Source organism: Burkholderia pyrrocinia (assembly GCF_022809715.1).
Classification (GTDB): domain Bacteria; phylum Pseudomonadota; class Gammaproteobacteria; order Burkholderiales; family Burkholderiaceae; genus Burkholderia; species Burkholderia pyrrocinia_C.
In genome coordinates this window covers 966394-991581 of the sequence record NZ_CP094460.1, presented here as the reverse complement: position 1 = coordinate 991581, position 25188 = coordinate 966394, and the positions used below count along the sequence as shown (strand labels likewise).

Annotated in this window: 25 protein-coding genes and 1 pseudogene; 10 read left to right on the top strand and 16 right to left on the bottom strand. The window is 66.9% G+C overall.

Annotated features, from left to right (window positions below; translation table 11 throughout):
• Positions 1–34 precede the first annotated feature (34 nt).
• Entirely contained in the window at positions 35–946 is a 912-nt protein-coding gene (locus MRS60_RS21205; RefSeq protein ID WP_034180295.1) for a LysR family transcriptional regulator, read from the bottom strand.
• Positions 947–985: 39 nt separating this feature from the next.
• Between MRS60_RS21205 and MRS60_RS21200 the strand changes: the two are divergent.
• Together MRS60_RS21200 and MRS60_RS21195 are read left to right on the top strand one after the other, a co-directional pair.
• Positions 986–1351, top strand: a pseudogene (locus MRS60_RS21200) (aldo/keto reductase); the annotation flags it as partial.
• Positions 1352–1488: 137 nt separating this feature from the next.
• A complete protein-coding gene (locus MRS60_RS21195; protein ID WP_243566609.1) occupies positions 1489–2229 on the top strand; it encodes a sulfite exporter TauE/SafE family protein in 741 nt (246 codons plus the stop codon).
• A 102-nt stretch (positions 2230–2331) separates the two neighbouring features.
• Here the strand turns inward: MRS60_RS21195 and MRS60_RS21190 are convergent, their stop codons facing one another.
• The 3 genes from MRS60_RS21190 to MRS60_RS21180 all read right to left on the bottom strand — a co-directional run bounded on the left by MRS60_RS21190 (position 2332) and on the right by MRS60_RS21180 (position 6327).
• Positions 2332–4500 carry a hypothetical protein gene (locus MRS60_RS21190; protein ID WP_243566608.1) on the bottom strand — a complete coding sequence of 723 codons (2169 nt, stop codon included), beginning with the start codon at positions 4498–4500 and terminating at the stop codon, positions 2332–2334.
• A 497-nt stretch (positions 4501–4997) separates the two neighbouring features.
• On the bottom strand, positions 4998–5384 hold the full coding sequence (locus MRS60_RS21185; RefSeq protein ID WP_204421352.1) for an ester cyclase: 387 nt from the start codon (positions 5382–5384) through the stop codon (positions 4998–5000).
• A gap of 46 nt (positions 5385–5430) precedes the next feature.
• A complete protein-coding gene (locus MRS60_RS21180) occupies positions 5431–6327 on the bottom strand; it encodes a LysR substrate-binding domain-containing protein (protein WP_243566607.1) in 897 nt (298 codons plus the stop codon).
• Between the two features lie 503 nt (positions 6328–6830).
• Here MRS60_RS21180 and MRS60_RS21175 point away from each other — a divergent pair.
• The 3 genes from MRS60_RS21175 (at position 6831) to MRS60_RS21165 (ending at position 9777) form a co-directional block, all read left to right on the top strand.
• Positions 6831–7694, top strand: a complete 864-nt coding sequence (locus MRS60_RS21175) for a peptidoglycan DD-metalloendopeptidase family protein (protein WP_243566606.1) — start codon at positions 6831–6833, stop codon at positions 7692–7694.
• A gap of 210 nt (positions 7695–7904) precedes the next feature.
• The gene (gene bla / locus MRS60_RS21170) at positions 7905–8804 is read left to right on the top strand and encodes a class A beta-lactamase (RefSeq protein ID WP_034180287.1); all 900 of its coding nucleotides are present in this window, start codon (positions 7905–7907) and stop codon (positions 8802–8804) included.
• A 97-nt stretch (positions 8805–8901) separates the two neighbouring features.
• Complete coding sequence (locus MRS60_RS21165) at positions 8902–9777, top strand: LysR substrate-binding domain-containing protein (protein ID WP_034180286.1); 876 nt, start codon at positions 8902–8904, stop codon at positions 9775–9777.
• A gap of 46 nt (positions 9778–9823) precedes the next feature.
• On the opposite strand, the gene MRS60_RS21160 is transcribed toward MRS60_RS21165, so the two are convergent.
• The 9 genes from MRS60_RS21160 to sapR form a co-directional block, all read right to left on the bottom strand.
• Complete coding sequence (locus MRS60_RS21160; RefSeq protein ID WP_175747584.1) at positions 9824–10159, bottom strand: type 1 fimbrial protein; 336 nt, start codon at positions 10157–10159, stop codon at positions 9824–9826.
• Positions 10160–10523: 364 nt separating this feature from the next.
• A complete protein-coding gene (locus MRS60_RS21155; RefSeq protein WP_105392512.1) occupies positions 10524–10778 on the bottom strand; it encodes a GlsB/YeaQ/YmgE family stress response membrane protein in 255 nt (84 codons plus the stop codon).
• A 129-nt stretch (positions 10779–10907) separates the two neighbouring features.
• Entirely contained in the window at positions 10908–11684 is a 777-nt protein-coding gene (locus tag MRS60_RS21150) for an ABC transporter ATP-binding protein (protein WP_217587678.1), read from the bottom strand.
• Positions 11681–12595 (bottom strand): ABC transporter ATP-binding protein, encoded by a 915-nt coding sequence (locus MRS60_RS21145; protein WP_243566605.1) that lies wholly within the window; start codon positions 12593–12595, stop codon positions 11681–11683. The genes MRS60_RS21150 and MRS60_RS21145 overlap by 4 nt, the downstream gene beginning before the upstream one ends.
• A 1-nt stretch (position 12596) precedes the next feature.
• On the bottom strand, positions 12597–13511 hold the full coding sequence (nikC, locus tag MRS60_RS21140; protein ID WP_105392515.1) for a nickel transporter permease: 915 nt from the start codon (positions 13509–13511) through the stop codon (positions 12597–12599).
• Positions 13512–13577: 66 nt separating this feature from the next.
• Positions 13578–14648 (bottom strand): ABC transporter permease, encoded by a 1071-nt coding sequence (locus tag MRS60_RS21135; RefSeq protein ID WP_034180280.1) that lies wholly within the window; start codon positions 14646–14648, stop codon positions 13578–13580.
• A gap of 10 nt (positions 14649–14658) precedes the next feature.
• Positions 14659–16260, bottom strand: a complete 1602-nt coding sequence (locus MRS60_RS21130; protein ID WP_243566604.1) for an ABC transporter substrate-binding protein — start codon at positions 16258–16260, stop codon at positions 14659–14661.
• A gap of 61 nt (positions 16261–16321) precedes the next feature.
• A complete protein-coding gene (gene ddpX, locus MRS60_RS21125; RefSeq protein WP_217587676.1) occupies positions 16322–16885 on the bottom strand; it encodes a D-alanyl-D-alanine dipeptidase in 564 nt (187 codons plus the stop codon).
• Between the two features lie 27 nt (positions 16886–16912).
• The gene (sapR, locus tag MRS60_RS21120; protein ID WP_217587675.1) at positions 16913–17788 is read right to left on the bottom strand and encodes a sap1 transcriptional regulator SapR; all 876 of its coding nucleotides are present in this window, start codon (positions 17786–17788) and stop codon (positions 16913–16915) included.
• Between the two features lie 254 nt (positions 17789–18042).
• Here sapR and MRS60_RS21115 point away from each other — a divergent pair, with 254 nt between their 5' ends.
• From MRS60_RS21115 to MRS60_RS21095, 5 genes are all read left to right on the top strand, one after another.
• Entirely contained in the window at positions 18043–18291 is a 249-nt protein-coding gene (locus MRS60_RS21115; RefSeq protein WP_111020062.1) for a helix-turn-helix domain-containing protein, read from the top strand.
• Between the two features lie 3 nt (positions 18292–18294).
• Positions 18295–19629, top strand: coding sequence for a type II toxin-antitoxin system HipA family toxin (locus tag MRS60_RS21110; protein WP_131949502.1), 1335 nt, complete (start codon positions 18295–18297; stop codon positions 19627–19629).
• A gap of 28 nt (positions 19630–19657) precedes the next feature.
• Positions 19658–19912, top strand: a complete 255-nt coding sequence (locus MRS60_RS21105) for a hypothetical protein (protein WP_131949503.1) — start codon at positions 19658–19660, stop codon at positions 19910–19912.
• A gap of 139 nt (positions 19913–20051) precedes the next feature.
• The gene (locus tag MRS60_RS21100) at positions 20052–21308 is read left to right on the top strand and encodes an oxalate decarboxylase family bicupin (RefSeq protein ID WP_243566603.1); all 1257 of its coding nucleotides are present in this window, start codon (positions 20052–20054) and stop codon (positions 21306–21308) included.
• A gap of 96 nt (positions 21309–21404) precedes the next feature.
• Positions 21405–22712 carry an Nramp family divalent metal transporter gene (locus MRS60_RS21095; protein WP_243566602.1) on the top strand — a complete coding sequence of 436 codons (1308 nt, stop codon included), beginning with the start codon at positions 21405–21407 and terminating at the stop codon, positions 22710–22712.
• Here MRS60_RS21095 and MRS60_RS21090 read toward each other — a convergent pair.
• From MRS60_RS21090 to MRS60_RS21080, 3 genes are all read right to left on the bottom strand, one after another.
• Positions 22705–22914: a hypothetical protein gene (locus MRS60_RS21090; RefSeq protein WP_243566601.1), complete on the bottom strand. Its 210-nt coding sequence runs from the start codon at positions 22912–22914 to the stop codon at positions 22705–22707. The genes MRS60_RS21095 and MRS60_RS21090 overlap by 8 nt on opposite strands.
• Before the next feature lie 18 nt (positions 22915–22932).
• On the bottom strand, positions 22933–24522 hold the full coding sequence (locus MRS60_RS21085; RefSeq protein ID WP_034180273.1) for an ABC transporter substrate-binding protein: 1590 nt from the start codon (positions 24520–24522) through the stop codon (positions 22933–22935).
• 131 nt (positions 24523–24653) lie between these two features.
• On the bottom strand, positions 24654–24986 hold the full coding sequence (locus MRS60_RS21080; protein ID WP_034180272.1) for a sugar ABC transporter ATPase: 333 nt from the start codon (positions 24984–24986) through the stop codon (positions 24654–24656).
• Between the last annotated feature and the right edge of the window lie 202 nt (positions 24987–25188).

Below are 25188 nucleotides of genomic sequence, written 5' to 3'. Positions count from 1 at the left end.
GGCCCGGGGCCGGGGTGCCCCGGGCCGGCCCTTGTCAGCCCGCCTGGCGCGTGCCGCCGAGCGTTTCCGCGAGCCAGTCGACGAAGATCCGCACGCGCGGCGCGAGATGGCGCCCGTGCGGGAACACCACCGACACGGGCAGCGGCTCGGCATGCCATTCCGGCAGCACTTCGACCAGCGAGCCGTCGGCGAACAGCGGCGCGAGCCCGTCGCGCGGCGCCTGGATCAGCCCGAGGCCCGCGAGACAGCACGCGAGATACGCTTGCGAGCTGTTCACCGACACGATGCTGCGCATCTTCACCGTGTGCAGCTCGCCCGTATCCATGTCCGCATATTCCCAGTCCAGCTCGCGGCCCGTGCGGCTCGAGAAATAGCCGACCGCGACGTGGTCGGGCAGTTCGTCCGGTGATCGCGGCGTGCCGTGGCGCGCGAGATACGCGGGCGACGCGCAGTTGACCTGCGCCATCTCGCCGATCCGCCGCGCGACGAGCGACGTGTCGGACAGCACGCCGACCCGCACCGCGCAGTCGATGCCGTCGGAGACGAGATCGACGAAGCGGTCGGTCGTGCTGATCATGACGCGCAGGTCGGGATAGCGCGCATGAAAATCCGGCAGCGCCGGAATCACCTGGTTCAGCGCGAAGCGCTCGGGCAGGTCGACGCGGATCACGCCGCGCGGCGACGCGCGGGCGTCCTCGAACAGCGATTCCGCATCGTCGAGATCGGCCAGCAACTGCACGCAGCGCTCGTAATAGGTCGCGCCCTCGGCGGTCAGCGCGACGCGCCGCGTCGTGCGCTGCAGCAGGCGGATATTCAGGTGCTTTTCCAGATACTGGACGGCGTTGCTCACCGTCGGGCGTGGCAGTTGCAACTGCTCGGCCGCTTTCGTGAAGCTGCCGAGATGGGCGACGCGCGCGAAGATGCGCATTGCTTGCAGGTGGTCCATGCGGGGCAGGAGCGTTGGCGGGTTGGAACAGGCTCCATTGTTAATCAGCGCGGAATGGTTGGGTGGAGCGTTTCGCGTTTATCGCGCGCCGAGATGCACCGACAATCCGGTCCATCCATTCACCACGTGAAGGTCGACGCGCTGCGCACGATCGCCGACGAGAAGGGCAGCAATCCGGCCCGGGTCACGATCGCGTGGGTGCTGTCGCACGGCATCGACATCGTGCCGCTGGTCGGCGCGCGCAAGCGCACGCAATTGAAAGACGCATTGCACGCGCCTGAATTGCAACTAACGGTCAATGATCCCTCTCGCATCGAAACGGCGGTTCCCGCCGGGGCGGCTACCGGTGACTGCTATCCGGCTTCACCGATGGCTCACCTCGACAGCGAGCAGGCGCGGGGGTGATCCATGGGGCCTGAACGGTTGCCCGACATGCCCGCCCGACGGGCCCTAGCCAGCCTCAGGCAAAACCAGATGGCGGGCGGACTGACGGCGGTTCACCATCGGCGCCGTATTCAACCCGACCGGACGGAACGCCCTCCATGCAAATTCATACGCTGACGATCATCGTGCTGGTTTTCCTGCTGGCCGGCGCGGTGAAGGGAATGATCGGGCTCGGGCTGCCGACGATCGCGATGGGGTTGCTGACGCTCGCGATGCCGCCGTCGGCCGCGGCGAGCCTGCTGCTCGTGCCGTCGTTCATCACCAATGTGTGGCAGTTGTGGCTCGGCCCGTCGTTCGGGCCGTTGCTGCGTCGCTTGTGGCCGCTGCTCGCCGGTCTCGCGATCGGCACGCTGACGGGCGGACTGCCCGCGCTCGCGGCCGGCAGCACATGGACGCATGCGGCGCTGGGCGTGGTGCTGATCGCCTACGGGCTGTGGGGGCTGGCCGCCGCGCGGCTGCCCGCGCCGGGGCGTCACGAAACCTGGCTGTCGGCCGTGGTCGGCTACCTGACGGGTGTCGTGACGGCCGCGACCGGCGTGTTCGTCGTGCCGGCCGTGCCGTACCTGCAGGCGCTGCGGCTGTCGAAGGACGACCTGATCCAGGCGCTCGGGCTGTCGTTTACCGCATCGACGATCGCGCTCGGCTTGCAGTTGCGCGTGACGGGCGCGCTGCAGACGGTCGATCTCGGCGTGTCGGCGCTCGCACTCGTGCCGGCTCTGGCCGGAATGGCCGGCGGGCAATACGCGCGGCGCGTGATGAGCGAGAAGGCGTTCAGGCGCTGCTTCTTCGTCGGGCTGATTGCGCTCGGTGCGTACATGGCCGCCTCGGGGTGGCTGTAAGCGGGTATCGCCGCGGAGCGTGATGCCCGCCGTCCCGAAACATCCCGAAGCCGGTTTCTGCTGCCGGCTTCGGGAGCGATAACAGGACGGCGGTCGCACCGCTCAGGCCGGATCGGCGTATTTCAGCGTCCAACCGAGCGTGCGGGTCGTGCCCGCGCCGAGCGCAAACGGCTTCGTCGTGCACGCGAAGTTCGAATGCAACTGGCCGATAGGCGTCGTCGACAGCGGATTCGTCGCGCCGTTTGCCGTGTCGAAGGCGGACAGCACGCAGTTGTCGAACCCGGATGCCGTATAGCCGGTCGCAGCGCTGTTCGCGTATGCCACCGATATGCCGTCGCCGTTGGCGTGCGTGGACGCGAAATCCGCGAACGACGTGAAGTCCGTCTCGACCGACAGGTTGCCGGCGAGCGTGCCCGAACTCAGCGTATCGCTGCGAGCGACCGTGCCGTGCGCGAACGTCAGTACCGTATGCACCTGCAGGTCGAGATCGGTCGTGTACGCCGCGTTCTTCGACGCGAGACGGAATTTCGCGGTATCGAACGACACGATCACCTGGCCGTTGGCCTGCTGCACGTTCAGGTTCCTGTAGTACGTGACGGGAATGTAGGTCTTCCCGTTGTACGACACCTGCGGCACCAGCAGCGCGTAGCCTAGATCGGTCGTGCCATAGATCAGCTTGTCGGAGAACGGTACCGGGTAGTACGGCGTGAACGAGTTGTAGTCGGGCGCCTGGCTGAGGTTCAGGTTGATCACGCGCCGGCCGTCGCGTACGGTGAGCAGCGCCGCGCTGTACGGATGCGCGGTGTCGCCGGGCTGGTTGTACCAGGTGAGCGTGTAGCGCGGCAGCGCGTCGAGCCACGCGTTGTAGTCCGCATCCGCCATCGGCGCCTTGCCGCCGAAGCCGAGCTTGTTCCACCACGCGTTCACGTACAGGTACTGGTGCAGCAGACTGAAGTTCTCGCCCATCACGCGCGGCTTGCCGCGATACGTGTCGGTGCCGCGGCCCTTGACCCACATGTTCACCGACGGCGTCGGCAGCGACGGGTCGTACCAGTAGGTGTCGAAGCGATGCGCGGCCCGGTAGATGAATGCATACGCGACCTGCTTCTCCTGGTCGGACAGCACACCGGCGTTGGCCGCGGCCGTCAGCACTTCCATGAACGCGGAATCGCCGTACGGGCCGATCGAGCGGCCGTAGTTGAAGCCCTGGCCGTCGGTGTTCAGCTGCGGCAGGATCAGGTCGACCGACTTGCGCAGATAACCCTTCAGTTCCGGTGTGAGATTCGCTTCGTTACCCATCTCGAACGTGCGCTCGACCACTTCGCCGATCAGCAGCGTGCTGTAGCGGTCGAAGCGGGCCTGGTCGTAAAAGGTCGTGTGCGTGTTCGACGCTTCGTCCGAGAACCCGCCCGACGAATCCTTGCGGATGTGGTTCGCGAGCGTGTACAGCAGCGCGTCGCGCGCACCCATCGTCGCGACGGACGGATCGGTCGCCGACGCGAACGACGGGCTGCTCCAGCCGAGCTTCTGCCGCAGCCCGGCGATTCCGTAGGACACCGCATAGTAGTTCTGCGCGGTGTTGAGCGACGCGATGTCGATCGGCGTGCCGGCGGCCGGGCACGTACTGGTCTTGCCGCTCGCGTCGGGGCCGAACATGTCGCAGAAGGTGAGCCGCTGCTGCAGCGTCGCGAGCATCGCGTCGCTGAAGACTTCGTTGAGCATCCCGTGCGCCTTCAGGTTGTTCAGCGCGACGAGGTAGTAGTACTCGCCCCACGACGTGTTCGCATACGCGTAGTTGCCGCCCGACTGCGCCATCATCGCGGTCGTGATCGTCTGGTACGTCGCGAGGTAGCTCGCGTATTGCGGGTCGCCCTTCGACTTCATGTCGATCAGGATGTACGACAGGCCGAGCGCGAGCTTGCCGGGCAGGAATTTGTCGCCGGTGTTGGTATCGAGCACGTGCACCGGCGTGCCGTCGCCGAGATCCATCACGACCTGCGTGAAGTCGGGCGATTTCCGGATCAGGTCGAACAGCGCGCGCATCTGGCCCATCATCGTGGCGGGAATGTTCGTGCCGGCCGGCACGCTGGTGTCGGGCGCGCCGTAGACGAGCGCCTGCAGCGAGTTCGCCGCGAGTGTGGGTGTCGAAGGCGGGGGCGACGACGACTGCGGCGGCGTGTCGGTCACGTCGCTGCCGCCGCACGCGCTGACGAACAGGACGGAAAGGGCGCTGAGCGCGGCGCCGAGCGCGAATCTGCTGCGCGGATGCATTGTGTCTCCAGTTTGAATAGTGATGAAGGACGGGCAGGTGTGGCCGTTGCCGCGCTCGACGCCCGTACCTGACCTCCGCCTTGCAACCCTGATCCCTGAAGACGGATGGCCTGAATCACAACTCGAGCGGGCAAGCGTTCCCCCTGCGCGGGCCGTGGCCGGCGTCGCGCTGATACATTGGAAAACGTTTTCCAAATTTAGGCATCGAACGGCTTGATGTCAATGAACTTTGACGCTGGAGGCGCCGGTAGAAACCCGAATAGTGGGAAGAGGGAGGTGTGGGGCGAGATCGGGATTACGCGGAAATTGCGGGGAATTTTTTCCGAAGTCGATTGGGTGCAGCGCAGGATACCGATACTGAAGCGGCAGGCGGGCTCGCTCTCCTGCGATGCGCGTTTGATCACATTTTAGAGAAAACGTTATCCATAAGGATCGAAACGAATCGAGCCGGGCGTCGGCGCATCGATCATGACCGGCGCCCGGCCTCGCCGGCGCTGCTAAAGCTGAGCCTCGATCGCCGCCTTGTCGATCACCGACCAGACCTGGCGGATCTTGCCGTCGTGGAACTCGTAGAACACGTTCTCGGCGAACGTGACCTTCCTGCCGTCGACGGCGAGCCCCATGAACGTCCCTTTCGGCGAACACGCGAAGCGAAGCCGGCTCGCGACGCGCGGCGGCTCGCACGCGAGCAGCCGGATGTCGAAACGGAGATCGGGAATGTCGCGAAAGTCCTGTTCCAGCATCGCGCGGTAACCGGCGAGGCCGAGCGGCCGGTCGTTGTGGATCACGTTGTCGTCGACATACTGGCCGAGTGACGGCCAGTCCTGCCGGTTCAGGCAGTCGATATACGCGCGGTAGCGGGTGGCGAGATCGGTGTCGGTCATGGCCGTGCCTCCGTGTGTCGGTGGGGTGGGTCGAATGCGGCGCGCGTCACCGCGGTGCTGTTTCGCCGGACAAAAACGCCACGAACTCCCGCGTGTACTTCGGCAACGCGTCGAACGACCGCGCGCAGAGCGTCAGCTTCCGGTGGCTCCACGGATCGGCCAGCTCGACGAGCCGCACGTCCAGCGTTTGCATCGCGCGCTCGGCCGCGTGCCGCGACACGATGCCGATACCCACGCCGCTCGCGATCACGCGGCAGATCGCGTCGAAGCTCCTCAGTTGCGCGCGATAGCGGATCCGCTTGCCGAGCGCGCGCGCCTGGTCGGCCAGGTGCACCTGCAGCGCACTGCCGTCGGTGAGGCCGATGAAATCGGCGTCGGCGATCGCGTCGAACGCGACCTTGTCGTGCGACGCGAGCGGATGCGCGGCCGGCACGACGACGATCAGCCAGTCCTCGCGGAACGGTTTCTGTTCGAGCCCGCCGAGCCCGACCGAATCGGCAACGATGCCGACCTCGGCGGTCTTGTTGCGGATCGCATGCACGATCTCCTGGCTCGAGCGCTCCTCGACGCTGATCGACAGCTTCGGATGATGCGGCAGGTAATCGGCCAGCGCGTCGGGCAGGTATTCGCTCAGCGACGCCGTGTTGCACAGCAGCCGGATATGGCCGCGCAGCCCCTGACCGTATTGCTGCAGTTCGCCGCGCATGTGGTCGATCTGCTGTAGCACCGTGCGCGCGTGGTGTTCGAGCGCGCGGCCGGCGTCGGTCGCCTGCGCGCCCGACTTGGTCCGGTGCAGTAGCGGCACGCCGAGCTCGTCCTCCATGCCGCGGATGCGCTCGCTCGCGGCCTGCAGCGTGATGTGCGTGCGTTCGGCGCCGCTCGTGATCGTGCCGGCCTCGCAGATGTTCAGGAAGAGCCGCAGGTCGGTCAGGTCGAAGCGCATGATGGGCGGGGAGCGATAGCGTTGGAATGGCCGATAAGTTAGCAGGAACCGCAGCGCCGGTCTCAGGCGCAGCCTGAGACCCGATTCGCCGGTTCCGCATTTTCGGGGCACGATCGATGCCCGATCATGGCCGCATCTCAATACCGGGGAGCCAGTCATGCAGATCGATTCGTCGTGGGGTGTGTCGTTCAAGATCGCGTTGCATGTGTTGTTCCTGTGCATCGGCATTGCGTGGGCCTGTTCCGAACTCGTCGCATGGCTGCGTTGAGCGCGGCGGCACGCTCCTATTGAAATCAATCCGTCATAGTCTCCTGAGACGAAAATTCTTCCGTTTTCACGCGAAAAGACCATCAAGTTTTTCGGGATCGGACCGTATTACCGGTAGCGAATGTCGGCCGGCGTCCCGTTCGTGATCGTTTGTCATCATTGTTTGCATCCGGTTACACGTCGGCCGTTCCGTTTTTGAGATGCTTGAAAGATTGTCAAATCGGAGTTGATCGTCCATGAAAACGCGCGAGATTTGCCGCAACGCGGCGTGGCTGCCGGGCCTGGCCGCCGTGCTCGTCATGGCCGGTTGTGCAAATACGCAGTCCGTCCCGCCGAGCGACACGCTGGCGGGGCAGCCGTCGCCGTCGAGCCAGCCCGTCGCTGCGCCGTCGGCCGCCACGCTGCCGCCGGCGCCGATTCTCGTCGCGCAAAAGTACGTCGTGAAACGCGGCGACACGCTGACGGGCATCGCGTCCGCGAACAACTGCAGCGTTGCCGACCTGCGCACCTGGAACAAGCTGGGCGCGAACGGCAAGCTGCGCAAGGGGCAGGTGCTGCGCATCGTCAGGCAGCAGCCGCTGCCGCCGTCGTCGGGCACGGCCGGCACGCAGGCCGCCGCGCCGGCCGCGGCGAGCGATGCGGTGGCCGGCAATCAGGCAACGGCACAGGCAACCGCATCGACGGCGAGCGACCGTCAGGTCGTGAAGGAAACGAAGCGGCATGCGGGCGGCGTCGCGCTCAAGTGGCCCGCAAACGGCAAGATCGTCGAGGGGTTTCGGCCGGGCCAGAACCGCGGCATCCAGATCGCCGGCCGGCCGGGCGACCCGGTTCGCGCGGCGGCCGACGGCCGCGTGATGTACGCGGGCACCGGCCTGAACGATTACGGCAGCCTGATCATCGTCCAGCACAACGCGGATTTCCTGACCGCCTATGCGCATAACCGCAAGCTGCTCGTGAAGACGGGCGACATCGTGCGCCAGGGCGATGCGATCGCCGAGATGGGCGACCTCGACAATTCGCGCGTCGCGCTGCTGTTCGAGGTGCGGCGCGACGGCAAGCCGGTGAATCCGATGCCGTATCTGCCTTCTTCGCAAGGATGAAGCCGGGCCGTTCTGCTGGAACGCGACGACTGTCGCTGCTAGGCTAGGGGCTGTTTGCGAATCCCGCGCTTCGCGCGGGGCCGACGAGCGTCTTTCGGGGATGCGGCGACGAATGCCGTCGCGGGCGGCCGTCGGCGTGAACGGGCGTGCATCGCCGATGCGCGCCCGCGTTGCTTCGTGCCATCGTTTCCGACAGAACACACCTCATCCATGGAACACTCTCCGACACGCCGCTCGCTGTTGCTTGCCGCCGTTGCCGCACCGTTCGTCGCCGCGTGCACGTCAGCGCCGGTCGCCGACCAGGGGCGCGCCCACGCCGCGCAAGCCGAACTCGCCGCACTCGAGAAAGCGTCGAACGGCCGGCTCGGCGTCGCCGCGCTCGATACGTCGAACGGCGTGCGCATCGCCCACCACGCGCGCGAGCGCTTTCCTTTGTGCGGCACGTATGCGGTCGTCGCCGCCGGCGCGATACTCGCGCGCGGCGCGCTCGACGCGTCGCTGCTGCCGCGCCGCATCCTGTACCGTCGCTACGAAGTCGTGTCGGGTTCGCCGATCACGGAAAGCCATGTCGACACGGGCATGACGATCGCGCAGCTTTGCGACGCGATGCTGCGCTCGGGCGACAAAGGCGCGGGCAACCTGCTGATGGGCGTGCTCGGCGGCCCGCAGGCCGTCACGTCGTTCGCACACGAGAGCGGCGACACGACGTTTCGCCTCGATCACTGGGAACCCGAACTGAACAAGGCCGTGCCGGATGACGAACGCGACACGTCGACGCCGGTCGCGATGGTCGACACGCTGCAGCGGCTGCTGCTCGGCGACACGCTGCGCGAACCGCAGCGCGCGCAACTGACGGAATGGATGGTCGGCGGCGCGCGCGGCGCGACCGGCATTGCGGCGGGCGTGCCGCCCGGCTGGCGCGTCGCGGACAAGGCCGGCACGGGCGGGTACGGCACGACGACCGACGTCGCGGTGCTGTGGCCGCCGTCGCGCGCGCCGCTCGTGATGGCCGTGTCGTTCACGCAGCCGCAGGCCGACGCTGCGGCTCGCGCGGACGTCGTCGCATCGGCGGCGCGCATCGCGGCGGGCGCACTGGCCGCAACGGCCTGAGCGGCGCGCGCCTCGCGCAAAGCCGGCGTTTGGCTTATCGTGTCGGTCAGCGCGCGCCGGCGTCGGCGCGCGGTCCTTCCGTTTCCTGTGCCTTTTCATGCGCCGACTTCCGCCCCTGCACGCGCTGCAGATCTTCTCGACGGTGGCTCGCCACCGCAGCTTCACGCGCGCGGCCGAGCAGCTATGCATCACGCAGGGCGCGGTGAGCCGGCAGATCCAGACGCTCGAGGCGCATTACGGCTTTCCGCTGTTCAAGCGCCATGCGAAGGGCCTCACGCTGACGGCGGAGGGCGAGCAGCTGCTGCCGGTGGTCAACGAGAGCTTCGCGCGGATCGAGGACATCTCGATGAAGCTCACGCGTCAGCGCACCGATCTCGCGCTGAAGGTGCCGACCTGCGTGATCCGCTGGATGCTGCCGCGCATCATGCGCTTCCAGGGCGAGCATCCCGATCTCCATGTGCAGATCACGACCGCGTGGCAGCACGTCGTCGATTTCTCGACCGAGCCGTTCGACGCGGCAATCGTCTACGGCACGGCGCCCCCCGGCGCGGGCATATTCGCACTGCCGCTGTTCGACGAACGGCTGACGCCGGTATGCGCACCGGAGTTGCGGCAGGCGTCGCCGCTCGAGGCGGTGGGCGATCTCGCGCGTCATACGCTGCTGCATCCGACCCGCGACCATCGCGACTGGCGTGCCTGGCTCGATCATGCGGGCGAGCGCGGCGTCGATCCCGCGCGCGGGCCGACCTTCGACACGCTCGATCTCGCGACGAACGCGGCGATGCAGGGCTTCGGCGTCGCGATCGGCGACGTGACGCTCGTCGACGACGACGTCAGCGCGCGCCGGCTCGAACGGCCGTTCGACATCGTGCTCGAGACCGGCGCACGCTACTTCTTCGTCTATCCCGAGAACATCGGCAACCAGCAGAAGATCCGCGCGTTCAGCGACTGGATCGCGCGCCATCGCGACTGACGCGCGGCCGCGCCGGACCCGCCGCGCGCCGCGCGGGCGGCCGGTGTTACTGGTAGGTCACGACGGCGATCATCGGCGCGAGATTGTTGCCCGGACGGTTCGGTAAAACGATTGCGCGCGAGGCCTGAGTAAAGGTCGTGGTCTTGACGGCCTGCATGCTCGCCGCGTCGACGAACGCGATCTGGCCGGTTGCCGGCCGCGGGCAGTCGGCGCGCACGCGAGCGGGCGCGGCGTTGGGCGTATCGAGCGCGAACGAGCAGGGCGGCTCGACGATCATGCCGGAGAAGTAGATGGTGCCGGACGCGCCGGCGGCAAAGGACGAGGACGTGGCCAGAAGCGAGGCAGCCAGAGCGAACGAGGCGGCGAACAGGCGATGCTTCATGACAGGCTCCAGAGAGGAAGCGCGTCGCAGCGGGGCCGCTCGGGTGGCAGTCCGTCATCGCCGCGATGCTGACTGCGTAAACGGCAAATCCATCGGACCTCTTGAATGAAAAAACGGAAGTAACGGGAATAAGCAAACTGCGGCGTATTCCTTCAATCAATTTATCTCAAAATTGAGCGGCCGCAAGCCCGGGTAATGCCGGTGTAGTAAACCAGAGGGACGGTTGCCGGCGGACGCCGTTTTTTGCGGGTGAATCGTTGCGGAATCAACGAATCGGTAGTAGCGCCAAGCGTCGTTCGCCAAAAGAAAACGGCCGCTCGTGATGACGAGCGGCCGTTTTGCGTGGGGCGGTGCGGCGGCGCGATCAGGCCATGCGCTTGCGCACCGCGCCGACGATCACGAGCAGCACGATCGCGCCGACGATCGATGCGATCCAGCCCGCACCCTGGCCCGGCGCATACCAGCCGGCGGCGCGGCCGACGTAGCCGGCGACCAGCGCGCCGACGACGCCGAGTACGGCCGTCATCAGGATGCCCATCTTGTCGTCGCCGGGCTTGAGCGCGCGGGCGAGGAGGCCGACGATGAGCCCGACGACCAGGGTTTCGATGAATTGCAGCATGAACGCCTCCCTATTGCTGTTGAGCTGTTGACGAAAGGAAATTGACCCGTGCGGCGCACAAGCGTTCCACGCGGCGGCAAGCCGGCGCGTGGTGTGCGGAGTATCGCATGCCGGCGCGTCGCGCAGATGTCAGGCGTGCGGTGCGCCAGTCACCGGGGCGAGACGGCGGTAGCCTTCGGTCGCTTGCAGCAGCGTGCGCGTGTAGTCGCGCGCGACCTGGCCGGCGCGCACGTCCTCGACCCGAAGCTGCTCGACGATCTCGCCATGCTGCATCACGGCGACGCGCTGGCACAGGAAGCCGATCACCGCGAGGTTGTGGCTGACGAGGATCATCGTCAGGTTACGTTCGCGGTGCAGGCGGCGCAGCAGGTTCAGGATCTCGGCTTGCACCGACACGTCGAGCGCGGACGTCGGTTCGTCGAGCAGCAGCACGCGCGGCTCGACGATCAGCGCGCGTGCGATCGCGACGCGCTGCCGCTGGCCGCCCGACAACTGGTGCGGATAGCGGAAGCGGAACGCGGGACCGAGGCCGACCTCGGCCAGCGCGCGGGCGATCCGTGTGTCGGCGTCGCCGATCTCGTGGATCGACAGCGGTTCGCGCAGCGTCTGGTCGACCGTGAAGCGCGGATGCAGCGACGCGTACGGATCCTGGAACACCATCTGCACGTGACGGCGGAATGCGCGGTCGAGCGTGCCGCCGACCGGCCGGCCGTCGATCGACAGGCTGCCGGCCGCGAGCGGCACGAGGCCGGTCAGCGCGCGCAGCAGCGTCGACTTGCCGGAGCCCGATTCGCCGACGAGCCCGAACACCTCGCCGTCGCGCACCGCGAAGCTCGCGTCGCGCACGGCGTCGACGTGACCCGTGCGGGTCGGGAAACGGATCGATGCGTGATCGACGTCGATCATCGTGCAGCCTCCTGTCGATCGGCGGGCGGGATGGACGGCGGCGCGGGATCGAGCCAGGCCGGATCGCGCCGCAGCACGGGCAGTTCGTCCGGCGGGTTCGCGAGCGGCGGGTTCGCCGCGAGCAGCCCGCGCGTATAGGGATGAGACGCGTCGCGCAGGTCGCGCGCGGCGCAGGTTTCGACCACGCGGCCCGCGTACATCACCGCGACGCGATCGCAGAACGACATCACGAGCGGCAGGTCGTGGCTGATGAACATCAGGCCCGTACCATGCCGCGCGATCATCGCGTCGAGCACCGCGAGCACCTGCATCGAGACCGCGACGTCGAGCGAGGACGTCGGTTCGTCGGCGATCAGCAGGCGCGGGCCGGTCGACACCATCATCGCGATCATCACGCGCTGGCCCATGCCGCCCGACAACTCGTGCGGATACGCATCGGCGACGCGCGCCGGGTCGCGGATCTGCACGGCCGCGAGCGCGTCGACGATCCGTTCGCGCAACGCGCGGCCGCGCAGCCCGGGCTCGTGCAGGCGGAACGCTTCGCCCATCTGCTTCGCGACCGTCATCACCGGGTTCAACGAATATTTCGGGTCCTGCAGGATCATGCCCATCTGGCTGCCGCACAGCCGCCGGCGTTCGCGCGGGTTCATTGCGAGCAGGTCGTGGCCGCCGAAGCGCATCGTGCGCGCCGACCAGCGCGCGGCGTCGGGCAGCAGGCCGAGCAGCGCGCGGCCCGTCAGCGATTTGCCGGAACCCGATTCGCCGACGATGCCGAGCCGTTCGCCCGGCGCGAGCGTCAGCGACAGGTCGCGCACGGCATCGGACACGACGCCGTCGTGCCCGCGAAAGCCGATCTTCAGCCCGTCGATCTCGCAGAGCGGCGCGGGCGCGGTGGCGGTATTCATCGGCATGTCACGCTCCATGACGGGGATCGAAGACGTCGCGCAGCCCGTCGCCGAGCAGGTTGAACGCGAGGCTCACGAGCAGGATCGCGATGCCGGGAAGCGTCGCGACCCACCATGCGTCGAGCAGCACGTTGCGGCCCGACGCGACCATGAAGCCCCACTCGGGGCTCGGCGGCTGCGCGCCGAGGCCGAGAAAGCCGAGGCCCGCGACGGTCAGGATGATGCCGGCCATGTCGAGCGTCGCACGCACGATCACCGACGACATGCACAGCGGCACGATGTAGCGCAGCAGGATCCGCGGGCCCGATGCACCCTGCAGCCGCGCGGCATGGATGTAGTCGGCCTGAGCGATGCGGATCGTCTCGGCGCGTGCGAGCCGCGCATACGCGGGCCATGCGGTGATCGAGATCGCGACGACCGCATTGATCACGCCGGGTCCGAGTGCGGCCGCGAACGCGAGCGCAAGCACGATCTTCGGGAACGCGAGCGCGATGTCGGTGATGCGCATCAGCACGCTGTCGACGAAGCCGCCGCAATAGCCGGCCGTCGTGCCGATCAGCAGCCCGATCGGCACGACGATCACGACGACGAGCAGCGCGATGCCGAGCGTGAGGCGCGAGCCGGCGATCAGCCGCGAGAGGATGTCGCGGCCGAGCTGGTCGGTGCCGAACCAGTGCGACGGCGAGCCGGGCGGCAGCAGGCGGTCGGACAGCACCTGGCGCAGCGGATCGTGCGGCATGATCAGCGGACCGACGATCGCGACGACGATCAGCGCGACGAGGATCGCGAGCCCGAACAGGTTGAGCGGATTCGTGGCGAAACGGCGCCAGCGTCGGTACGCGAGGCCGAGCGCGGCCTGCGAGCGCGACGCGGGCGCATCGGAAAGCAGCCACGCGCGCAGCGTGAGGCGCTCGGCGTTCATGATTGGACGACCTTCGGCATGGGCGATGAAAGAAGCAGGGTGGAAGCGGTCATGTCGAAACGGCCCTCAGCGCGCTCGCGGATCGAACACGCGGTACAGTGCGTCGGTCAGCAGGTTGACGGTGATGAACATCGCGCCGATCACGAGCGTCGCGCCGAGCACCGCGCTCATGTCGGCGTTCAGCAGCGCGCCGGTCAGGTACGAGCCGAGCCCCGGCCACGCGAACACGATCTCGGTCAGCACCGAGCCTTCGAGCAGGTTGCTGTACGTGAGCGCGATCACGGTGAGCAGCGGCACTGCGATGTTGCCGAACGCATGCCGCCAGATCACGCGGCGCTCGGACAAGCCCTTCGCGCGCGCGGTGACGATGTATTCCTGGCTCAACTGGTCGAGCATGAACGAGCGCGTCATGCGGCTGAGATACGCGACGGAGTAGTAGCCGAGGATCGCGGCCGGCAGCGCGATGTGCGACACCGCGTTGCGGAACACGTCCCACTCGCCGGCGAGCACCGCGTCGATCAGCAGGCTGCCCGTGCGCGGATCGACCATTCCGTCGTACACGGGATCGAGCCGGCCGGGCCCGCCGACCCAGTGCAGCCGCGCGTAGAACAGCAGCAGCCCCATCAGCCCGAGCCAGAACACCGGCACGGAATTGCCGATCAGCCCGACGAAGCGCGCGATGTGATCGATCGGCCGGTTGTGCTTCACGGCGGCCGCGACGCCGAGCGGCACGCCGATCGCGATGCCGATCAGCGTCGCGATCGTCGCCAGTTCGAGCGTGGCCGGGAACACGCGCCTGATGTCGTCGAGCACGGGGTTCGCGGTCAGCAGCGACACGCCGAGATTGCCGTGCAGCACGTCGCGCGCGTAGATCAGGAATTGCGTGACGAGCGGCTTGTCGAGCCCGAGCGCGATGCGTTCGGCTGCGTACGCATCGGCCGACGCGCGATCGCCGAGGATCGCGAGCACGGGATCGATCGGCACCTTGCGGCCGATCACGAACGTCAGCGCGAGCAGCCCCGCGAACGTGACGGCGAGCGTGAGCGCCCAGCGCAGCACGCGCAGTGCCCAGCGTACGGCCGGGCGCCGCGCGGGCAGCGTGCGCAGTGCTTCGAGGGAGGAGGCGGGAGTCGACATGCGGCGAATCTTATTGCTTCTTCAGGTTGCGGTACGACACGAGATCGTTGATCGGCCCGACTTCGAGCCCGCTCACGCCGGGCCGCGTCGCCACCTGCGCGACTTTCTCGAACATGATCACGAACGGCGAGCGCGCGAGCACGTCCTTCTGCATCGCCTGGTAGAGCTGCGCGCGTTTCGCGGCGGTCGGTTCGGCGAGCGCGGTGTCGGTTTGCTTCGTGAGCTGCGGGATGTCCCAGCTGTTGCGCCAGGCCAGCATTTTATAGCTCGACTTGTCGGAATTGTCCGGATTCCACGCGAAGCCCTGCGCGTTGCTGTGCGGATCGATGTAGTCGGCCGACCATTCGCCGATGTAGATGTCGTGCTGGCGCGCGCGGTATTTCGCGAGCGTCTGCTTGTTGTCGCCGGGGATCAGCTGCACCTTGATGCCCGCCTGCGCGAAGTTCGCCTGCACGGCCTGCGCGATCTCCGTGTACGGATAGTCGTTGCGCACGTCCATCGTCACCGTGAAGCCGCCGGGCACGCCGGCCTTCGCGAGCAGCGCCTTCGCCTTCGCGACGTCGAGCTTGTACGGGTTCGCGTTCAGCGTGCCGAGGAAGCCTTCGGGCAGGAAGGTCTGGTGCACCTTGTAGGTCGTCTTCACGACATTGCCCTGGATGCCGGCATAGTCGACGAGCCACTTCAGCGCTTCCTGCACGTCGGGCTTCGCGAGCGTCGGGTTCTTCGTGTTCAGGCCGAGATACAGCAGCGTCGCCTGCGGCGACGCCGAAACCTTCGCCTTGCCGGATTTCACGACCGAAGCGAGATCGTCGGGGCTCAGGTCGCGTGCGGCATCGACGTCGCCGTTTTCCAGCAGCAGGCGCTGGCTCGCGGCTTCGGGCACGTGGCGCAGCACGATGCGCTTCATCGCGAGCGGCAGGCGGTAGCCGTCGAAGCGTTGCAGCACGATGCTGTCGCCGGCCGTCCACTTGACCAGCCTGTACGCGCCGGAGCCGGCCTCGTTGGTTTTCAGCCATGCGTTGCCGAAGTCGTTGCCCTGCTGGTGCGACAGCAGCAGCTTCTTGTCCAGCACCGACGCGGGCCACGAGCCGAGCACGTTCAGCACGAAGGTCGGCGCGTATTTGCGGTCGGTCGTGACCGACACAGTCAGGTCGTCGAGCTTCTTCACGTTCGCCGCGACGTTCGCCTTCGTGAGGCCGATGCCGGTCAGCACGGCGGCCGGGCCCTTGTCGAGCAGCACCGCGCGCTGGATCGACCATGCGACGTCGTCGGCCGTCAGCGGGTTGCCCGAATGGAACTTGAGGCCGGCGCGCAGCTTGAACGTATAGGTCAGCCCGTCGGTGCTCACCGTCCACGACTGCGCGACATCGCCGTTGAATTTCGACGGATCGCGCAGGTCGACACGCACGAGCCGGTCGTACGTGTTCGCGACGTATTCCTCCGGCACCAGCTCGTAGATCTCGCCCGGGTCGAGCGTCGTGAATTCGTCGAGCAGCGTGGCCATCACGAACAGGTCCTTCGGCGTTTCCGCGTACGCGGCGGAAAGCGGAACGGCGGCGAGAACGGACGCGGCGGCCAGCGCCGCGACGAGCCGGGATGTCAGGGGTTTCATGTGCGCTCCATCGTGAGGTGAACGTGCAATGGGTGAACGTAAAACGATAACGGGACGTGCATCACATCAGGCGCCACGGGCCGCTCGCCGCGTTGTCGATCTGCGGCAACGCGTGCGAGCCGGGCAGTTCGTAGTGCCACCATTCGCTGTCGATGTGCGCGAAGCCGGCCGCGTGCATCACGCCGAGCAGCAGCAGGCGGTTGCGTTGCACGGCTTCGGGCAGCCCTGCGTGGAAATGGCCGGACGCGGCGACCATCTCGTCGAAGCCCGTGCCCATGTCGAGCGGCTCGCCGTTCGCGCCGACCAGCGTCAGGTCGAGCGCGGTGCCGCGGCTGTGATTCGAGCCGCGGCCGAGATCGGCGATGAAGTTCGGATCGGGCAGGAAATCCCACAGCACCTGCTGCGCTTGCGGCGGCCGGTACGCGTCGTAGATGCGCAGCGTGAAGCCGGCCTGCGCGGCGACGTCCACCGCGCGGCGCAATGCGGCTTCGGCCGGCTCCAGCAGCAGGCAGTGCGCGCGGCGGTAGATCGGCTTGCCGGTCAGGTTGCGGTCGGTCGCGTAGACGAGATCGAGGTCGACGCGATGCGTGGCGGGCGTGATTTCGACGAGGCGGTGGTCGTTCATCGGCGGTTCAGGTTGGTTCAGGCTCGCTCAGGATTCGAATTGGTCGAACGTGTGCTGCAGTTCGCGGTTGCGCGCGACGCGCCGGTCGATCGCGGGGCCGAGGCGGTCGACGACGGCCGTGATCAGCAGGTTGAACAGGCAGGTGAGCGGCGCGAGCGAATCCCAGAACTGGCCGACGTCGGTCTTCACCTGCAGCAGGTCGGCCGGCCATTCGCGTGCCCACGGGCACGAGAGATCGGTGACCAGCGCGAACGGCTGCCCAAGCTCGGCGGCCGCCTGGCAATAGCGGCGTGCGCTGCGCGAATACGCGCGCGTGTCGGTGACGATGCAGTACGGCCGCTCGAATTCGGAGTTCAGCGAATCGACATACGAACCCGACTGGCCGTCGGAATAGAACACGCGCGGGCGCAGGTATTCGAGGTAGCTGCTGAACGCGTTGCTGATGCCGCGCGTCGACTGGATGCCGAGGATGAATACGGCGTCGGCATGCGCGATGCGATCGGCGACCTGCGCGAACACGGGGCCTTCGGCGAGCCGGTACACGTGGCGGATCGCATCGAGCTCGCGTTCGAGCGACGACGCGAGCGTGCCGTCGCTGCCGCTGTCTTCGGCCGGTTGCGTGCCGGCGACGCGGCGGTATTCGTCGAGCCGGTCGGTGATCATCCACGGGCGATCGCCGCCGCCGCGCAGTTCGCGCTTCAGGTCGTCGAGATTGCGGTAGCCGACGCTGCGCAGGAAGCGCCCGACCGAGATGCCGCTCGTGCCGGCCTGCTGCGCGATCTGGTCGGCCGTCTCGAGTCCAAGCCGGTCGAGGTTCGCGAGCATGTAGCTCGCGATGCGCTTGGCGGTCGGCGTCAGCTCGGCATAGCGGGATTCGACGGTACGGGCAAACGCGCAGGTCATTGGATGTTAGATCGTTGTCGTCTGTTGATCGAATGTCATCCATCTAACAAAGCCAAAATCATTCGCGCCAGCGGATAAAAACTATGGTGTGAGGATGGGTGATAGGGTCGAAAGCGCGTTCGGCGGCGGGGTGGTGGTGTGCAAGGGGAGTTTTATGTCTGACAGGCATATTTCGCGTTTATGCATGTGGGGAATAATTTGCGTTTATGCCTGTCGGGAATATACTGCGTTTATTGCCTACAGGAATACGCGCCGTGAATTTCATCGTCAATACGCCCGCGCAACTGGGCGAAATCCTGTCTTCCGCGCGTCAAGCCAAGGGTCTGACGCAAGCTGAAGCGGCAGTGCGAATCGGCGTGGGCCAGTCGCGACTGTCGCTGCTCGAAACCACGCGTACCGAAAGCCTGTCGCTCAGCCAGCTGCTCGAGCTGACCGCGCTGTACGGTCTCGAACTCAGCATCCGCACGAAGGACGGGCGCGACTCAGCCGCCGCCGAGTGGTAAGCGATGGGACGCAAATCGCACACGCGCGCGCTGTCGATCTGGACGAATGGCCAGAGGGTCGGCACATGGCGGATTCCCGCTCGCGGCGACATGGAGCTGCTGTACGACGCCGGCTGGAAGCAGTCGGCCGTCGGCCGCCCGTTGTCGCTGTCGCTGCCGTTTGGTGTCGGCGATGCCCCGTTGCGCGGCGAACGCGTCAATCATTACTTCGACAACCTGCTTCCGGACAGCGACGCCATTCGGCGCCGATTGGCCGCCCGGTTCGGCACGGCGACGACCGAGCCGTTCGATCTGCTTGCTGCGCTCGGCCGTGACTGCGTCGGGGCGGTGCAATTGCTCGGCGAAGACGATGCGCCAGCCGGCCTGGATCGCATCGACGGTACGCCGCTGTCGGACGAGGACGTCGCACGCGTGCTCGATCAGGCGAGCGGTGTGGCGACGGGGGCCGAAGACGACGACGATTTCCGGCTGTCGCTGGCCGGTGCGCAGGAAAAGACCGCACTGCTGTTTCACGACGGGCGCTGGATGCGCCCGCATGGCGCCACGCCGACGACGCATATTCTCAAGTTGCCGCTCGGGCTGGTCGGCAACAAGCGGGCCGATCTCACGGCCTCCGTCGAGAACGAGTGGCTGTGTCTCGCGATCCTGCGAGCGTTCGGCCTGCCCGCGGCGGGTGCGGAAATCGTGCGTTTCGGCGCGCACAAGGTACTGTCGGTCGAACGGTTCGATCGTGTGTTGCATCGTGACGGCGGGTGGCTGTTGCGCTTGCCGCAGGAGGATTTCTGCCAGGCGCTCGGCGTGCCGCCTCACCTGAAGTACGAGTCGCAGGGCGGCCCCGGCGTGCCCGACCTGGCCGGCCTTCTGCGCCGTTCGGAAACGGCGCGCGAGGATCTCGACACACTGTTCGCGGCCCTGATCGTGTTCTGGATGCTCGCTGCACCGGACGGGCATGCGAAGAACTTCAGCCTGCGCCTGCTGCCGGGCGGCCGTTTCCGCCTCACGCCGCTTTACGACGTGATGTCGATCTGGCCGGTCGAAGGCGATGGCGCGAACCAGTGGTCGTGGCACAAGGCGAAGCTCGCGATGGCCGTGCACGGCAAGCGCAAGCACTATGCGATGCGCGACATCACGCGACGGCACTTCACCGCAATGGCCGAATATTGCCTGCTCGGCGATATCGCGACGCCGATCGTCGAACGGCTCATTGCGATGACGCCGCACGTGATCGAGTCGGTCGGCGCTGCACTGCCTCCCGGGTTTCCGGCGAGGGTCGCGGAGCGCATTCTGGGCGGATTGCGGTTCGCCGCGCAACGGCTCGCCGACATGCCGCGGGAGTAAACCGTGGCCGACGCGGCCCGGTTAGCCGATGTTCGACGTATCGGCGTTCGCCTGTTTTCCGTTTTTCACGATCAGTGATCCGAATCGACTGCATCGTATCGCATCGGTGATCGCGCGTTGCGCGCATCAATCGTTTCTCGTCGCCATTCGTGACATCACGACCTACCACGGTCGTATTTCCGTATTCACCGGACCTGACCGATTCGCCGACATCCGTCGCCGCCCGGCACCCCTCCGCACCGCAATAATTACAAAATTAAAGCCGATCAGATTAAATCATTAATTCAGATTAATAATTCATTTAAGTTTTGTGGCGATTTGGATTTAACTTGCGTCACGGGGTGTTCGATTTTCGATAATCAGAAAAACGGCAAGTATTCCGTAATGGAAATTCGCTCAATCGCAAGAATGAAGAGGAAATCATGACGAATCTTTCTCGACGCAAGATGCTGGCGGGTACGGCCGGCGCCATTGCCGCCGCGGGCATCGCGGTATCGGCCAAGGCCGCCTCGTTCGGCAATCCGGACAGCCCGCCGGAAGGCGCTGTGAATGCGCGCAACCGCCAGAGCCTGACCGATCCTGGTCCGAAAAATCCGGCAATCGCCAACCAGTTTCCGTCTTTTCAGGATCCGCCGGCCACCGATATCAACGGGATGCCATTATTCTGGGCGTCGTTCAATAATGCCCATAAACGAATTCAAAATGGCGGGTGGGCGCGCGAAGTCACGCAGGACGATTTTGCGATTTCGGAAACCATTTCCGGCGTCAACATGCGCCTGACGCGCGGCGGCATTCGCGAGATGCACTGGCACCAGCAGGCCGAGTGGGCGATCATGCTCGACGGCCGCTGCCGGATCACGGTGCTCGACGAACTGGGGCGGCCGTCGGTGCAGGACGTGAAAACCGGCGATCTCTGGTATTTCCCGCCGGGCCTGCCGCATTCACTGCAGGGCCTCGGCACCGACGGCGCCGAATTCCTGCTCGCGTTCGATAACGGCCGTGCGTCGGAATTCAATACGCTGCTGTTGACCGACTGGATCGCGCATACGCCGCCCGACGTGCTCGCGCTGAACTTCGGCGTGCCGGCCGATGCGTTCAGGAACGTTCCGCTCGACAACCTGTGGATCTTCCAGGGCGACGAGCCCGGCCCGCTTGCGCAAGCGCAGCGCGCGTCGGCTTCGTCGGCCGGTGCGCCGCCGCATCCGTTCATCTTCTCGCTCGGCGACATGAAGCCGGTCAGGAAGACGCGCGGCGGCGAAGTGCGGATCGCGGACAGCACCAACTTCAACGTGTCGACGACCGTCGCGGCGGCGTTCGTCACCGTGCATCCGGGCGGCATGCGCGAGCTGCACTGGCATCCGAACGCGGACGAATGGCAGTACTACCTGCAGGGCGAGGCCAGGATGACCGTGTTCGACACGGGGCCGAAGGCGCAGACGGCCGACTTCCGCGCGGGCGACGTCGGCTACGTGAAGAAGAGCCTCGGCCACTACGTGCAGAACACCGGCAAGACCGACCTGGTGTTCCTCGAGATCTTCAAGACCGACCGCTACGCCGAGGTGTCGCTGTCCGACTGGCTCGCGCACACGCCGCCGAAGCTCGTCGAGGCGCACCTGAACCTCGCGCCGGACGTGATCGCGCAGTTTCCGCGCAACCGCCCGGACGTCGTGCCGCTGTAACGCCGCCGTCGTTCTGCCGTGGCCGGCAGGCGGCAGGCCGGCCGCGGTGCCCGCTTCAGGGCCAGCCTTCCTTATCCGAACGGAATACAACACACCATGGTTCCCGTCACGAGCAAATCCGCCGGCGGCTTCGCGCTGCCGGCTCTGTCTCCCGAGCGCGCCGACGACGCGGCGCGCGCCGCGCTGGAAGGGCGCCGCACCGGTGTCGCCGCGCTGCTGCCGTTCGTCGGCCCGGCCGTGATCGCGTCGATCGGCTATATGGATCCCGGCAACTTCGCGACCAACATCCAGGCCGGCGCCGCGTACGGCTACCGGCTGCTGTGGGTCGTGCTGGCCGCGAACGCGATCGCGATGCTGTTCCAGGCGATGTCGGCGAAGCTCGGCATCGTGACCGGCCGCAATCTCGCGGAGCTGTGCCGAGACCGTTTCCCCGCGTCGGTCGTGTGGGGCATGTGGGCCGCGTCCGAGATCGCCGCGATGGCGACCGATCTCGCCGAATTCCTCGGCGGCGCGCTCGCATTCGGGCTGTTGTGCCACCTGTCGCTGTTCGCGGGGATGATCGCGACGGCGTGCGCGACCTGCGCGATCCTCGCGCTCGAAAAGCGCGGCTTCCGGCCGCTGGAAGCCGCGATCGCGGCGCTGGTCGGCGTGATCGGCGCGTGTTATCTCGGCGAACTGCTGATCGCGCCGCAGGACTGGCACGCAGCCGCGTTCCACCTGGTCGTCCCGCAGATTCCGGATCATGCGGCGCTGACGATCGCGGTCGGGATCATCGGCGCGACGATCATGCCGCACACGCTGTATCTGCATTCGGGCCTGACGCAGGATCGCGCCGCGCCGCGCGACGACACGGAACGGCGGCGGCTCGTGCGTTTCTCGAACCGCGAGGTCGTCGTCGCGCTCGGGCTGGCCGGGTTCGTGAATCTCGCGATGGTGATGATGGCGTCGTCGGCGTTCCACCTGAGCGCGCCGGGCATGACCGACATCGGCGACGCGTATCACACGCTGATCCCGGTGCTCGGGCCGGCGGCCGGTGCGCTGTTTCTCGTCGCGCTGCTGACGTCGGGCGTGTCGAGTTCGGTGGTCGGCACGATGGCCGGGCAGGTCGTGATGCAGGGGTTCATCCGCCGCCGCATGTCGATATTGGTGCGGCGCGCGGTGACGATCGCACCCGCGTTCGCGGTGGTCGCATTTGGCTGCGACGTCACGCGCGCGATGGTGGCGAGCCAGGTCGTGCTGAGTTTCGTGCTGCCGATGCCGATGATCGCGCTGCTGATGCTGTCGGCGCGCGAGGACGTGATGGGCGCCTACGCGATGCGGATGCCGTTGCGGATCGTCGCCGGCGCGGCGACGATCGTGATCGTCGGGCTGAATGCGTATCTGGTGTGGGCGGCATTCAATTGAACGGCGGCGGTGCGCGGCGACCGCCGGGGCGCCGCCCACTGTGCTGCATGTCCGGTGCTTCGCGCAGCCGCCAGATCGCGTTGCGCTGCTGGCCGCCGAGGCTCGTCGAGCGCAGCGTGATGACCGAGCCGGCCGCGACCCGATACCGGAAATGCGCCATCAGTCCGGTGCCCTTGCGCTGCGCCTGCCCGTCGGCCAGCACGTCGCACCGCGGCCGCGATTACTTCGCGAGCGTCCGGTATGACACGAGGTCGTTGATCGGCCCGATTTCCGGCCCGGTCGCGCCGGGACGCGTCGCGACCTGCACGACCTTCTCGAACATGATGATGAACGGCGAGTTCGCGAGCACGGCCTTCTGCAGCGCTTCGTACCGCTGCGCGCGCTTCGCGGGCGACGGCTCGACGAGCGCGGCCTCGGTATCCTTCGTCAGTTGCGGAATGTCCCAGCTATTGCGCCACGCGAGCATCTTGGTCGGCGACTGGTCCGAGTTGTCCGGGTTCCACGCGAAGCCGCGCGCGTTGCTGTTCGGGTCCATGTAGTCGGGCGACCATTCGCCGATGAAGATGTCGTGCTGGCGCGCGCGGTACTTGCCGATCGCCTGCTTCGCATCGCCGGGGATCAGCTTCACGCGGATGCCGCCCTGCGCGAAGTTTGCCTGCAGCGCCTGCGCGATCTCGAGGTACGGATAGTCGTTCGGCATGTCCATCGTCACGTCGAAGCCGTTCGGCAAGCCGGCCTTCGCGAGCAGCGCCTTCGCCTTCGCGACGTCCTGCTTGTACGGCCGCGCGTTCAGCGTGCCGAGGAAGCCCTCGGGCAGGAAGGTTTCATGCACCTTGTAGGTCGTGCTGACGATGTTGCGCTGGATGCCGTCGTAGTCGACGAGCCATTTCATCGCCTGCTGCACGTCGGGCTTCGCGAGGTTCGGGTTCTTCGTGTTCAGGCTCAGGTACAGCAGCGCGGACACCGGCCACGACGCGACCTTGATCTTGCCGGCCTTCGTCAGCGCGGCGAGGCTGTCGGGGCTCAGGTTGCGCGCGGCGTCGGCGTCGCCGTTCTCCAGCAGCAGCCGCTGCGCGGACGCTTCGGGCACGTGGCGCAGCACGACGCGCTTCATCGGGTACGGCGTGCGGTATTTGTCGAAACGCTGCAGCACGATGCTTTCGTTCGGCGTCCACTTGACGAGCTGGTACGGGCCCGAGCCCGCGTCGTTGGTCCTGAGCCAGCCGCTGCCGAAATCGTTGCCCTGCTGGTGCGACAGCAGCAGCTTCTTGTCGAACACCGATGCCGGGCACGCGCTCAGCACGTTGAGCACGAAGCTCGGCGCGTACTTGCGGTCGGTTTCGAGCACGACGGTCTGCGGGTCGATCGCGCGTACCTTCTGGGTCACGTTCGCCTTCGTGAGGCCGAGATCGGCGAGCACGCCGGCCGGCCCCTTGTCGAGCAGGATGGTGCGCTGCAGCGACCACGCGACGTCGTCGGCGGTCACCGGGTTGCCGGAGTGGAACGCGAGGCCGGGGCGCAGCTTGAACGTGTAGGTCACGCCGTCGGCGCCGACCGTCCACGATTGCGCGATCTGCCCGTCGAAGCGCGTCGGGTCCTTCAGGTCGACGCGCACCAGGCGTTCGTAGGTGTTCGCGACGTACTCGGACGGCACCAGTTCGTAGATCCCGCTCGGGTCGAGGGTCGTGAATTCGCCGAGCTGCGTGGCGACGACGAAGATGCCGGGCGGCGTGGCGGCCTGCACCGGCAGCGCCGGAACAAGCGCGACGAGCGCGGCGCTGACGAACAGCCGGGACAGCAGGTGCTTCATGCGGGCTCCGTTGAAAGGGAATCGTGGGTGCGATTCTCTCATCGACGGCTGCCCGGATGAAAATATTCGATGCGCGCGCGGTGGCGCGCGGGAACGGGCCGGGCGGGCGCCCGGCGCAGGCAGGTGTCGGATCAGATCACGCAGCGCGCGATCGCGAAGCGCATCGCTTCCTCGGGCGGCTCGCTGCCCGAGCCGCGCACGACCTTGACGACCGAGCCGTTGCCCGACGGCGTCAGCGTGACGAAGTACGCATTCGAGCCGACGGCAATGTCGGTCACGCCGTTGTGCTGCGACTGCTCGGTGCCCGACAGGCGGCTGTCGAGGCAGTTGGCGATCGCGTGGGCCGGACGTTGCGACGACACGTAGATCATCGGCGCTGCGCCGGATGCGGCCGAGTTGGACGAAGGGGCGGAACCGCAGGCGGCGAGCAGGGCGGCGGGGAGGAGCAGCAGGAATCGTTTCATGGTCGGATCGTCGAGTGTCTCGTGTCGAGGCTGGGGCGCGGGGGAGGCGAAACGCGAAGCTTCGCGACGAAACCGCCCGGAATCGGGCCGTTTTTGACGGTCGATACGGCGAGCGGCTGACGACGGAGTATACCCGCGGCATTTGACGCGGATGGCACGTTGAAACGATTCGATACAACAAGCACCCGCTGCCGCACGGCGG